Below are 12122 nucleotides of genomic sequence, written 5' to 3'. Positions count from 1 at the left end.
GTCACTAGGACGGGATGTGCTCATAGGAGAGGGGAAGCCGGTAGGAGCCTCCGGTGCGCTGGGGGTCGGGTTCGGCGACCCAGAGGGCGTGGGGCCAGGGGTGGCTGAGGTCGGTCGTGGGGTCGACTGCCGGGTAGGGGTGGCGTTCGTCCCGGACGAACAGGGGGGCGGGGTAGAGCCGGCCGGTGGTGTCGGCGAGGTAGGGCTGGCCGCATCCGTCGCACCACCATCCCCGGTCGGTGCTCGCGGCTCCCATTGGGTCCGGGTCGAGCCAGTCGAGGGTGAACGAGGTGGCCGCGTCGCAGGGGCCGCCGTGACGGAAGCGGTAGACAGGATCGACGTGCTCGTCCCGTTCGGGTGCTAGCCAGCCGGTATGGATGCCCAGGGCCTTGGCAAGGGTGTGGCGGGCGTCGGCGTCGGGTCTGCCTGCGCCGCTGAGCCAGCTCCGCACCCGGGGAGCCGGAAGGCCTGCCCGAGTCGCCAGGGCACTGACTTTCAGGCCTTGGGCGTTGGTGAGCAGCACCAGGCGGCGCGGCAGGACGCCCAGGGTGTGGAGCTTCCAGCACGGGTGTTTCGCGGGCCATTCGGCGAGCATTTCGGTGGTGCGCACGTGGTCCCGTGTGCGGCGTGGATCCACTGCCGGGCCTGGTCGGGTGCGGCATGGTCCGGGAGGCGGAGGTCGCGGGCTGCTTCGGCGGCCCATTCGAGTTTCGCTGGCGGTGTCGCCGGTGCCCGCGGGGCCGGCGTCGAACAGGGCGGCCAGTAGCCGGATGATGGCCCGTCGGGAGGCGTCGGTCAGCGGCTGGTTCATCAGCGCGACGATGGCGTCCAGGGCGCGGATGAAGACGATGCGCTCTCGGTGGTTCATGTCGTAGAAGGCCATGCGCGGCGGCTCTACCGCTCGGCCCGGGGTGTGGGCCCGGGGGTGAACAGCAGGGCGTGCAGGGGCCGGGTGCGGGTGGGGGCCAGGACTTCGAGCCAGCCGTCCCCGTCGGCGAGTGCGTGCGGGGAGGCGCCGGCCCGCGCCTGCCGCAGTAGCGACTCACGGGCTGCGGTACGGGCCGAGGTGCGGAAGGCAGCGACCGTACGAGCAGTGCGGAGAGCGCGAACGACACCGTGGGGCCATGTCAGCCACGGGTCTGAGTATGAGGGCGATGTTCGCCCTCGGCATCGCTGCCCCCCACACTCGTCAGAATCGCGCTCGCGACGACCTCGAAGAGACGATCGGCGCGTGGCGCGAGCGCGGGTTGATCGCCGAGCCATGCCAGTGCTGCTACCAGTGCGAACAGATCGGTGCCGTCAATGTCGCTTCGGGCCTTGCCCGCGGCCTGGGCGCGGGTGAGGAGTCGCGTGCCGGCTGCGCGCAGGGTGACGCACGAAGCGTGGAGTGCGGATTCGGTGTCCTCGATCGCCGCTGCCATCAGCTCGGTGACGCCTTGGTACTCGGTTGTCCACGCGACGCAGTCGCGCAGCCATGAAACGAGAGCGTCTTCGGGCGAGCTCGACGTCTCGAGTTCGCCTGCCTTTGCCGTCAGTTCGTCGAAGCTCGTGCGGAGCAGGGCATCGAGCAGTGCCTCGCGTGTCGGGAAGTGCCGTAGCAGCGTCGCGAGTCCGACATCGGCCCTGCGCGCGATGTCGCGCAGGGACACGTCGACGCCCTGCTCGGTGATGGCAGCGCCCGCAACGACGAGCAGGTGGTCGTGGTTCTTCCTGGCGTCGGCCCTCATCATGTCCCTCTTGACTATCCGGATCAGTGGTCCATATATTCGGATCAGTGGTCCGGATATATGGATCGCTGATCCGGATAAGTCTATCCCGCGGCGCGGACAGGAGAGATAGATGCCCACCCACACAATGAGGGCGATCCGGCTGCACGGCTTCGGCGGCCCGGAGGTGCTGCGTCATGAGGAGGCGCCGGTTCCCGAGCCGGGGCCGGGCGAGGTGCTCGTCCGCGTGCACGCGGTCGGCCTCAATCCTCCTGACTGGTACGCGCGTGAGGGAATGCCTGACGTACCTCCCGATGTCAAGCCCACGTTCGATCTCCCTCTGATTCCAGGGACCGACGTCTCAGGCGTCGTGGCAGACGTCGCAGCCGATGTCAACGGCTTCGCGGCCGGAGACGAGGTGGTCGGCCTTCTGCGCTTCCCCACCGTTCTCCAAGCCGGCGCGTACGCCGAGTACGTCACCGCGCCGGCATCGGACCTCGCACTCAAGCCGGCCTCCATCGACCACGTGCAGGCCGCCGGCCTGGCCATGTCGGGGTTGACGGCATGGCAGTTCCTGATCGAGCTCGGGCACGACCACCCCTCACCGTTCCAAGAGGCCCAGCACCGCCCGACGGCACTCGACAGCAAGACCACGGTGCTCATCAACGGCGCTGCAGGTGGCGTGGGGCACCTCGCACTCCAGCTGGCCAAGTGGAAGGGAGCCCGCGTCATCGCCGTGGCCTCCGGCGCTCACGAGACGTTCCTGCGCGAGCTCGGCGCCGACGAGTTCATCGACTACACCAAGGACCGGCCCGAGGAAGCCGCCCGTGACGTCGATCTCGTCCTGGACACCGTCGGGGGTCCCGACACCAGGCGCTTCCTGCCTACCCTCAAGCACGGCGGCGCGCTGTTCCCGGTGTTTCCTGGCGGTTTCGACGAAGAAGAGACCGCAAAGCTGGGCGTCACGGTCTCGAGCGCGCAGGTCCGCTCGAGCGGCGCGCAGCTCACCGAACTGCTACGCCTGCTCGCCGCGGGCACGCTGCGCGTCGCGATCGACAGCACCTTTGCGCTCGCGGATGCCCAAGCGGCGCACGAGCGCGCCGGCCGGGGGCACATCCGGGGCAAGATCGTGCTCACGGTCGCTTAGCAACGAGCCGTCTCACCGATGCGTCCGGCGGTCGTCCTCAAGCCATTGAACGGCCGTCGGGACGCCGCCCCCGAGACCATGGGACCCGTCGCGACCAGGTCGCCGCGATGCTCGCTGCGGCGAACCGAGCGGACCCATTCGGTCGGCTCGGTTCGCCGCAGGAGATCGCCGAGACGATCACATATCTGGTGCCCGACGGCGCCGCATACAGCACCGGGAGGCACCACACCGTCGTCGACGCAGTGTGGCGGTCGGTCGCGGGTCGCGCTTGCCGCTCAGATGCGGCTGCTTTCGCTGACCGCGCCCCGTCTTTCACCCGGCAACCGAGCACGAGCGAGGTTTGACATGACGACAACTGCGGCTTTCGGCTGGGGAACCAGCTACCTCGGCACAATGCCGACGATGGATCTCGCCCTCGCAGAGCAGCTCGCCGTCCAGCAGACGCTGGCACGCTACGCCTTCGCCCTGGATCACGGAGATCTGGTGGCATTGAAGAGCCTCCTGACCGAGGACTCCACCATGACGGTCACGATCGCCGGTGACGTCGAGCAGGGCCCGTTCACCGGACGCGCGGCGGTTCTCGACCTGGTGCGAAAGGCAACGCAAGCGCAAACAGATCAGCGAAAACACAACCTGACCAACATGGTCATCCGCAGTGCAGACGCCGGCACAGCAGAGGTGTGGGCCTACCTGACGCTGACATCGAACGCGGGCGGGAGCGCGACCGTGATCGCGACCGGCTTCTACGCCATCACACTGCAGCGCGCCCAAAGCGAGTGGCTCATTGCGAAGGTGCTCGTCGGTCTGGACAACGCCATGTGACGCACGTCTCCCCGGGCACCCTCTACAACCACATCCCGGACCTGCGCGAACTGCGCGCTGGCGCTGTACCCCGCCAGCTCGACGCACCCGCGAAGTAGACCAACCCGACCAAGATCAATCTCAGCGGCACTTTCTGTACCTCAACTACTCACACCCGGCGAGCCCCGTGGGTTCAGGGAAACCGAAGCTTGTTCAGTGGGAACTCGGGGGTCGGTCCGTGTGCATCAGGTGGGGACGTCCGTGGGTTCGGCGGGAACGCGGGGGTGGACTGCGGCGAGGCGGCGGGCTTCGGCCGTGACCTCAGCATCGATCTGAGCTACTGCTTTGTCTCCGCCGTATCCGAGGAAGGTGTACTCGTCATCGAGTTCGGCGAGCCGTGCTGTTAGGGGCAGCTCATGCCCGTAACGCTGGTTGATCCGGAAAGTGAGCTCCCAAGGCTTCAGCTCGCCGGCCAGCAGGCGTCGTGCGAGCGCTCGCACGGCGGCTTCTTGGCCGGCCTCGCTGGCGGCCGGATAAAGAATGAGGCCGAGCTCATCGAGCGCTTCGGGGAGCAAGTCGTGCACGTCGTAGTCCGCCTCGGCGCGTGTGCAGGCTGCTACACCCGAAGTCCGGGGCTGTCTAGGCCGACGACGAGCGCGTCACAGGCCGCGCTGACGACATCGCTTGCGGGGATCTCGCCCACGCTCCAGAGAGTGGCGCGGTCCTGTAGTTCGCTGGCTGCTGCTTCGGTCGACGGCATCCGCCCATGTTCGCTTCAATCTCGGGTCCCGGTCGAACAGGTTTCACTGGTGCTTCTGCTCGGCAGCTTGCTCCAGCAGGGCCCGCGCGGAGTCTGCGTAACGCATTGCGGTCTTCTCATCCAGCCCGAACACCTGGGCGAGGTGGAGCGGATCGGGCCCGTGGGTGAGGGCCTCTTCGAGTTGCCGGTCGACGCGGAGGCGCTCCAGGGTCGCGTCCTGCCCGCGACACCTGCGCCAAGTGAACGCAGACAGCGGCGCCGCGGAGGACGAGATGGCCCCGAGGGTGACCGCACAGTGCGGACGTCAGCCCATGCGTCGGCACACCGTCGTGACTCCTCCCACACGGAGGCGTACCAAGGGCTCTGCAGAACGGCAATGAGAACACCAGCGCGGTGCTGGGCTGGATCTAGGACTCCGACTTCGCCGCGGTGGCCCGACGGCCGTTGGACATCAAAGGGGCCCCTTTCCTCAGGTTGACTACTGAGGAAAGGGGCCCCCTTACGAGGTGTGGCCCGGCTCTCCTACCGCCGCGCCGAGGAGGGAACACCCGCCTGCTGCCAACCCCCTCACCTCACCCACGGACTTCGCACGGGCTTCGAGGACCTGGACGGCTGGACGCTCCACCGCTCCGCCACAGCGATCAGCGGCGCTACATGACGTACAGCTTGCCGGCGTGGGAGGCCACGGCCGGCTCGTCCCTCGTGGTCATCGTTTTGGCGCCGACCTGGTCGGCGTTGGTCCACGGTGCGGCGTCGGTGTAGGTTGCGGCCCGCAAGACGAAAAAAGGTGGTCAGGCCAGTGACGATTGTGCAGGTTCGCTGACCGCCGGCAGTGTCGGCGCCACTGCAGCTACTCCGGTTGCATGACCAAATCGAACGTGTCCTACTGGAATTAAGGAGACACGAAGCCGCGACCTTGAGCAAGTTCGTCGCCATTCGTAGGCTGGGCTGCGTCTAGACACACAAGTCTGGCAGTCGGCCCTGGCTCGCAAGGTGTTCTTTACCTTGATCAGACTTCCAGTGAAATGGGTGACTGATGTCGGATGTAGAGCCCCTGAGGATGCACCGCGTAGCTCAACCTGGCCAAAGCGTGCAGCAAGGATTCGTCGTCAAGCCATTCGCTGGGACAGTATCGGCTTCCATTGCAGGCGGTGGGCAGCTCATACGCCTTGTCGATATCATCGCCTTCAAGTCCCGACCCGATGAAGACGGCGGTCTCGTATTTGAAGAGGTTGGCAGGGTTGGCCCTAACACCCCCTTGACCATTCACGGGAATCTCCTTGTCGAGGGCAGGGTGGAATTTAGCGCACCACCGACTATCCCCGCCGACGCGGTAACCGCTACGCTCGTCGTTGACGTCGTCAAAAGCGCCAGCTTGCAGCGCGTTGAAATTCCGCTTCTGTTTGTGATCGGAGAAATTCAAGTCGACTTTCACGGACCGCTTGTGGCTCGCCGAGGGCGGACGGTAGGGGTTCCAGTGAGCGTGACGGTGCCCCCAGGAAGTCCGGCAGTAAAAATTGTGCTCGAAATATCCGGAACAGGATTCCGGGCGCGCCAGACCGTAGACGTACCCGCCGGGGGAAGCGCTGATGCCGAAATAAATCTGGAAGTATTTGGCGACGCCCCCATTGGCAATTTCACCGCCAACCTTAGCATTAGCGGCTTCGAACTACCACTTCCCCGCCACGTTATTCGCCCGCTGAAAGTTACAATCAGACCGTAAGAAGTTCCTCCCATGCGGCGGGTCTGCAATAGCACGCGCCCGCCGGGCGCAGCCGGGGTGAACAGCAGTGCCCGGTGGTGTGGCGTAGCTGGTGCTCTTGCGTATTGATCTTGGTTGTGACCTGTGGTTGCTCAGTTGTACTGAGCGGTGTGTTCGTCTCGGTGGGGGAGGTGTACGTGGGATTGAGCGGCGTGGCGGGGGTGGTGTGTGGGTTGACCTCGCTGTTTGTTCTGCGCAGTGATGCTGAGTGTGGTGGTGTTTTTGCGCAGGGTGGTTGGCGCGCCTATAGGTAGGGGGAGTTGTCGGCTGATTTCGGCGGGGTCGGGGTGTGGGTTGGTTCAGTGGGCGTGCAGGCGTTGCCAGAGCAGGTCGTGGTTGGCGGGTGCGAGGCGGGGCAGTTGGAGGCGGCCGGCGAGTTGGTGGAGGAAGGCGGTCTGCTGTGCGCGTGTCAGGGGGTGCGGGGGCAGGCGGTCCAGGGCCGCGGCGAGGGTGAGGGTTTCGGGGTAGGTGATCAGCTCGCGGCAGGTCAGGGCGGGAGAGGCCGGGCCTGGCGACATGCGGGGGTTGGCGGCGGTGAGCCGGTGCAGGCGTGTGTGCCAGCGTTCGTGTGCGTGCTGTTGGTGGTCGTACCAGCGTGTCGTGATCGTCGATGCCCAGCTCAGGGAGACCGGTGTCGGGGGGCGGCGGGTGCCGGGGCGGGTTCGGGTGAGCTCGGGGAGGGGGCGGATGTCGAGGGGCGCGGGATGCCGGGGGTCGCTTGAGGCCTGCTGGTGGCGGGTGCAGATCATGATCCGGGGCAGGCCCGGCGAGGGGTGGATCCACGCGGGGGCTGTTGCGTGCGGGCTGCGGCGGATGGTGCAGGCGGTGCACGCCGGCAACGGCTGCAGGGCGGTCTCGACCGCGTGCCAGCGGGCGGTGGCCGTGCCGTGCGCACCGGTGTTGGCCAACGAGGGCGCGGGCGGGCGCAGGTGGGGCAGGGCCCGGGTGAGGTGCGCGATGGGGACGCGTGTGAAGCCGGCCAGGCGGCGGGCGGCTTCGGCGCTGAGGCGGATCTCGGCGGCGGGCGGGGCGTGCTCGGTGCCGGTGACGGTGGTTCCGAGACCGTCGAGGAGCTGGGCCGGGGTGAGGCGGTAGGCGGCGGCGAGGCAGGTGAGGTAGGAGGCGGTGGCCTCGCCGGGCAGCGGCCGTACGTGCAGCGGGCCGGGCACGGATGGCCACATGGTGGCGGCCCGGTCCGGGGGTGATGGCCTGGTTGCGGCCTGAAAGGTCACCGGCTGCTGGGGCGGGTGCGGCGGCGGGTGGGGTTGCGGGGCCGGTAGTGCTCTTCGGCGAGGTGGTCGAGCGCGATGCTGTCCAGCAGTGTCTTGGTGATGCGTTCGCTGTTGTCGAGGATGGCTTCGATGGCGGCTTGGCGGATGAGGCGGGAGAGGCTGCCGATCCGTCCGGCGGTCCGCTCGTGCAGGTAGGGGGCCAGCTTCGGCAGGCTGCCTGCCCGGTGGGCGTGCAGGTCGAGGGCCTGTTCGAGGGCGGCGATCAGTTCCCGGAACGGTTCGCGCGACCCGGCGCGTGCGGGCAGAGCCCCGCAGTCGATCAGGGAGGCACGCCCGGCCAGCTGCGCGCCGCGCACCCCGGTGAATACGGCGCTGTCGGTGACGTCGATGCCCGCGTAGACGAACGTCGCGGGCACGCGTTCGGTGAGGTCTTTGAGCCAGTCGGCCGCCTCGGCGCCGCTGGAGGTGCGCGGGTTGAGCCGGTGGATCTCGTCGATCAGCACGAGCTTGACCCCGGCCGCGGTGTAGGTGTGGCAGACGGCGGTCGTGATCTGCGTGGTGGTCATGCGCGTGGTGACAGGGATGCCGAGGTAGCGGGCGAACTCCCCGGCCAGTGTCTTGGCGGTGGCGCCGGGCGGCACCAGCACGTAGGCGACGGGCACGCTGTCGTCGCCCGGGGCGGCGCGGCGGGTGTGGGCCAGGTGGCAGGTGCGGCCCACTTCGAGCAGTGCGGTCGTCTTGCCCGTCGTGGCTGGGCCGGTGACGATCAGGGACGGCCGTGCGGTGACGCTCTGGTGGCGGCCGAGGATCATCAGGGTGCGCACATTGCGCGAGAGGGTTTCGATGGCCGGGGTGCGCACGGTGACGAACTGTGAGTGGTAGGCCAGGCGTTTCTCCGGCGAGCGGGGTGCCTGGCCCGGCTGCGGCGGCGTGGGCGGTGCGGTGGTGGCGAACCGGGCGAAGGCGTCGAAGGTGGTGACTGCCCCTGCGGACGTCTCCTCAGTGGGGGGCGTGGTGTCGGGGCTGGTCACCAGTGTTCGGCTTCCTCGAGGGCGTCGTACAGCGCGAATCCGGCCGGCGGCGGGGAGTCTTCATCACCGGCTTGGCTGTCGTCATCGTCATGGGCGCTGGCTTCGACGGCGTCGAGACTGCCCTCGGCGTCCTGGGCGGGATGCTGAGCCGGCAATGTCCCCTCCAGGGAGCCCGCCGTCTGGGACGGGGTGGCAGCCGCTGCGGGCTGTGGGGCAGGAGGGCGGCTGCGGCGCAGGACCTGGTCGGCGGTGTCGGCGAGGGCGGCCTCGTGTGCCTCGCGGTGGCCACGCCGGTTGAGGGCGGCGCGGATGTGACGCCAGGCGGTCTCGCCCATAGGGGCGTGGACGTGGTCGCGGTGGATCCACGGGACTTCGTGCAGTTGTCCGTCGGTCAGCCGGTCCGCCGCGCCCGGGACGCCGAGCTCCCGGTCTCCGGCGAGCAGGGCCGAGAGTAGACCTGCCGCACGTCGTGCGGGTTGAGGTGGACCTCCCACTTGCCGCCGGGGCCGCTGAGGGAGGGCCGGCCGCGGTGTTCATTGAGGCAGGCGTGGTCGTAGGTGCGGTGGTTGATGCGGATGCCGCGGCCGGTTACTGGGGTGGAAGCGCACGGGCAGCAGTTCCAGGTAGTCGGCGCCGGTCAGCGGCAGCGGCACGTACCCGGACGCGCCCAGCAGCGCGCCCCACATCTCGTTCGGGGTGTGAGTGGGTGGCGTGGTGGCAGCGGGTGGGCGTCAGCGGGATCGCGGCATGTATGTCCTGGTTGTGGGTGTGGGGCGGGGTTTTGGTTGCTGTCATGGGGTGATCAGATGGCTGTTGTGGTGTGGCTAGCAGGTTCGTTGTCGGCTGTCATGGCTTTCGCTGTTCCTGTGTGAGGGGTTGGCGGGGTCGGGTGGGCTGGGCTGTATGACGGTTCAGGGGGTTTCGGCGGGTGAGGCTGAGGCGGGGTCGGCTGCTGTTGTGCCGGCCGGGAGTCCGTCGTTGGCGCGGGGTGTGGCGGTGCGGCGGCTTCTTGCGGTGGACAAGGAGGGGACGCTGTCGCGGTTGCATGTGCGGATCGCGGCTGAGTTGGCGGGGGTGTCGGAGCGGACGGTGTGGCGGTGGCTGGCCGATGGGCGTCGGGGCCATGTCGAGGCGCGGCCGCGGCAGGACGGGTTTTCGCTGAGTGACGCCTTGTGGGAGGTCCTTGCGGAGACGGGCGGGAATGTCGCGGAGCTGCGCCGCAGGATGCTTCAGGCGCGGGGAGCCGGTGTGCTTGCGCGGTGGGGTGTGGAGTGTGTGCCGTCGTTGGCGACGCTGCACCGGGTGATCAAGCGTGATCTGCGGGCGGGCCGGGTGCTTGAGGTGGTCCGCCCGGCCGGGGCCGGGTTGGAACCGAGCGGGTATGACCGGGCGCTGGCGGATTTGGGTTTCACGGACGGGGCGGGCGGGCCGTCTGTCGTCGACGGGCCAGTCACGGATGCGTTTGTAGCGGAGGGAGGTCAGGGCGCCGCGGATACGGGGGTGTGGGGCGGGGTGCGGTTGTACGTGCCGGGGGCCCGGCTGGTGTCCACGCGGCAGGTGGCGAGTGTGGTGGAGGCGGTGGGGCATACCGTTGCGGCCCGGGGGATGTGCTGTGTGTACGGGGATACGGGCCTGGGGAAGACGGTCGCCGTCGAGCAGGCTTTGCATCTTCTTCCCGGCCGGGTGCCGGTGTGGCGGGCGGTGGTCGGGGTGGGGCCTGGTCTGCCGCAGTTGCGGGCCGCGCTGTGCGAGGCGCTTGGGCTGCCGTCGGGGGCGCTGACGCACCGGGCGGGACCGGCCAACGAGGCTTTGATACGGGCACTGGCTGAGCCGGGTGTGCTGTTTCTGGATGACGCCCAGCGTCTGACGCCACCGTTGCTGGACTATCTGCGGCAGTTGTGGGACGCGCCGGGCTGTGCGGCGGCGCTGGTGCTGTGCGGGGCGGGAAGCGAACGGGCCCTTGCCCGTGCGGCGGCGCTGCGTTCGCGAGTTCTGACGTGGCATCAGGTCGGTCGGCTGGATGCGGCTGGGGTGCCGCAGACGCTGAGTCTGTTCCACCCGGTGTGGGCGGAGGCGGACCCGGCCGACCTTGCGCGGGCGGACGAGCAGATGGCACACGGCAATTTCCGGACGTGGGCGAAGATCACGTCGCACGTCTACGCGGCCCGAGAGCGCTGTCCCGACAGGCGCGTGGACCGGGACTTGATCGAGCAAGCCTGTGCGCGACTTGGCCCGTACCCGTGACTGGTCGGGCTCCTTTTGAGAGCCCGTGTACGTGGGCCTTCACCTGTTCCGGTGAGGTGATGAAGGCGGACTGAAATAGAGACGAAGGGGACGACGTGGACGGACAGCCGCTGGCGCCGCCGGACGATCCGGCCAATGTTTTGGGGGAGGACTCCTTGACGGCGTTGCGAGCGCCGGCGGTCCGTCGTCTGCTGGCGCTGCGTGCTGAGCGGCGGCTGTCGCGGGAGCATGTACGCCTGGCCGGGGAGTGCCTGGGCGTGTCGGAGCGGACGGTGTGGCGGTGGCTGGCTGACGCCTCCCTGTCCAGTCAGACAGCGATCCGGCCTGGAGGACGCCGCAGTGATCGGTTCGAGATCACGGGGGAGATCCGGGTGCTGTTGGCGTATTGGCACGGCAACGCTTCCGCGGTCCACCGCCAGTTGGTGGCCCGGGCCGAGACCGGCCGGGACGTCCGTTGCGGTCAGCCGGCGGCGGTGCCTGAGTCTGCGGCTGGTCCCGCAGGCGCGCCGCCGGCCGCGGTGCCTCTGCTTCAGCCGGTGCCTTCGCTGTCGACGTTCCTGCGCGCGGTGCGTCGTGATCTCACAGCGGGGGAGCGGGCCGGTCTTGCCGCGGGGCCGGAAGCAGCACGCGCGCATGACGTCTTCGGCAAACGCGCGGCGTCCTGGCGCAATCACGTGTGGGAGGCCGATCACGTCCAGGCACCGCTGCTGGTCGATGCCGACGGCGACCTGGTGCGCCCGTGGGTGACCTGGTTCATCGACACCGCCACCAAAGTCATCACCGGCACTGCCGTCACCCCTGCCTACCCTTCACGTGCCTCCGTGCTGGCCGCGCTGCGCTCAGCTGTTCTACGTGATGACCCCTATGGCCCCGCGGGAGGGACACCGGAGCAGGTGAGGGTGGACAGGGGCAAGGACTTCCTGTCCACCGCCGTCATCACCGCGTTCGGCACGATGGGCGTGACGGTGAAGGACCTGCCCGCCTACAGCCCGCACCTCAAGGGCACGGTGGAAAACCTCAACCGGTCCGTCGACCGGATGCTGTTCGCGGCTCTGCCGGGCTACACCCTCACCTCCACCAAGCCCCGCTCCGGCCGACGCAGCAAAGACGCGGGCCGCAGGCCGCAGACGTCCGCGGCCATGTCGTTTAAGGACTTCACCGCCGAGGTGCTGGCGTGGACATACTGGTGGAACACCGAGCACCGTCCGCAGGCCCTGGCCGGCCGTACACCGCTTGAGGCATGGCAGTCCGATCCGACCCCCGTCACGGACATCCCCGCCGCCGACCTGTGGACCCTCACCCTCGAGGACGACGGCCGCCCGCGGAAGCTGACCAGCCACGGCGTGCGCTTCAGGAACCGCGACTACATCGCCGCCTGGATGGCCGGGCAGGCCGGCCGTACCATCACGGTGCCCTATATGCACCACCACGATCACGAG

The 12122-nt window shown here is 68.6% G+C and carries 12 protein-coding genes; 4 read left to right on the top strand and 8 right to left on the bottom strand.

The annotated features are described in order from the left end of the window. Nucleotides 1-4: 4 nt before the first annotated feature. On the bottom strand, nucleotides 5-883 hold the full coding sequence (locus ACTWQE_RS15590; protein ID WP_443329534.1) for a helix-turn-helix domain-containing protein: 879 nt from the start codon (nucleotides 881-883) through the stop codon (nucleotides 5-7). A 244-nt stretch (nucleotides 884-1127) separates the two neighbouring features. Then, nucleotides 1128-1727, bottom strand: coding sequence for a TetR/AcrR family transcriptional regulator (locus tag ACTWQE_RS15585; protein WP_443329533.1), 600 nt, complete (start codon nucleotides 1725-1727; stop codon nucleotides 1128-1130). Between the two features lie 112 nt (nucleotides 1728-1839). Here ACTWQE_RS15585 and ACTWQE_RS15580 point away from each other — a divergent pair, with 112 nt between their 5' ends. Together ACTWQE_RS15580 and ACTWQE_RS15575 are read left to right on the top strand one after the other, a co-directional pair. Then, on the top strand, nucleotides 1840-2853 hold the full coding sequence (locus tag ACTWQE_RS15580) for an NADP-dependent oxidoreductase (RefSeq protein WP_443329532.1): 1014 nt from the start codon (nucleotides 1840-1842) through the stop codon (nucleotides 2851-2853). Between the two features lie 402 nt (nucleotides 2854-3255). Beyond that, complete coding sequence (locus ACTWQE_RS15575; protein ID WP_443329531.1) at nucleotides 3256-3675, top strand: nuclear transport factor 2 family protein; 420 nt, start codon at nucleotides 3256-3258, stop codon at nucleotides 3673-3675. A 224-nt stretch (nucleotides 3676-3899) separates the two neighbouring features. Here the strand turns inward: ACTWQE_RS15575 and ACTWQE_RS15570 are convergent, their stop codons facing one another. The 6 genes from ACTWQE_RS15570 to ACTWQE_RS15545 all read right to left on the bottom strand — a co-directional run bounded on the left by ACTWQE_RS15570 (nucleotide 3900) and on the right by ACTWQE_RS15545 (nucleotide 8933). Continuing rightward, nucleotides 3900-4238, bottom strand: a complete 339-nt coding sequence (locus ACTWQE_RS15570; protein WP_443329530.1) for a hypothetical protein — start codon at nucleotides 4236-4238, stop codon at nucleotides 3900-3902. 826 nt (nucleotides 4239-5064) lie between these two features. Beyond that, nucleotides 5065-5190, bottom strand: coding sequence for a hypothetical protein (locus tag ACTWQE_RS15565; RefSeq protein WP_443329529.1), 126 nt, complete (start codon nucleotides 5188-5190; stop codon nucleotides 5065-5067). 233 nt (nucleotides 5191-5423) lie between these two features. After that, nucleotides 5424-5849, bottom strand: coding sequence for a hypothetical protein (locus ACTWQE_RS15560; protein WP_443329528.1), 426 nt, complete (start codon nucleotides 5847-5849; stop codon nucleotides 5424-5426). Between the two features lie 626 nt (nucleotides 5850-6475). After that, nucleotides 6476-7345: a TniQ family protein gene (locus ACTWQE_RS15555; RefSeq protein ID WP_443329527.1), complete on the bottom strand. Its 870-nt coding sequence runs from the start codon at nucleotides 7343-7345 to the stop codon at nucleotides 6476-6478. A gap of 59 nt (nucleotides 7346-7404) precedes the next feature. Continuing rightward, nucleotides 7405-8439, bottom strand: a complete 1035-nt coding sequence (locus ACTWQE_RS15550) for a TniB family NTP-binding protein (protein ID WP_443329526.1) — start codon at nucleotides 8437-8439, stop codon at nucleotides 7405-7407. Next, nucleotides 8436-8933 (bottom strand): hypothetical protein, encoded by a 498-nt coding sequence (locus ACTWQE_RS15545; RefSeq protein ID WP_443329525.1) that lies wholly within the window; start codon nucleotides 8931-8933, stop codon nucleotides 8436-8438. Before ACTWQE_RS15545 ends, ACTWQE_RS15550 begins: the two co-directional genes overlap by 4 nt. A 502-nt stretch (nucleotides 8934-9435) precedes the next feature. On the opposite strand from ACTWQE_RS15545, the gene ACTWQE_RS15540 reads away from it, so the two are divergent. Beyond that, entirely contained in the window at nucleotides 9436-10683 is a 1248-nt protein-coding gene (locus ACTWQE_RS15540) for an AAA family ATPase (RefSeq protein ID WP_443329524.1), read from the top strand. A 95-nt stretch (nucleotides 10684-10778) separates the two neighbouring features. After that, nucleotides 10779-12122 (top strand): hypothetical protein (locus ACTWQE_RS15535; RefSeq protein WP_443329523.1); only part of this gene is annotated, 1344 nt, incomplete at its 3' end.

This window comes from Streptomyces sp. 8N706, assembly GCF_052245415.1.
Classification (GTDB): domain Bacteria; phylum Actinomycetota; class Actinomycetes; order Streptomycetales; family Streptomycetaceae; genus Streptomyces.
The sequence above is the reverse complement of the archived record's forward strand: the minus strand, read 5'-3'. Positions and strand labels throughout refer to the sequence as shown.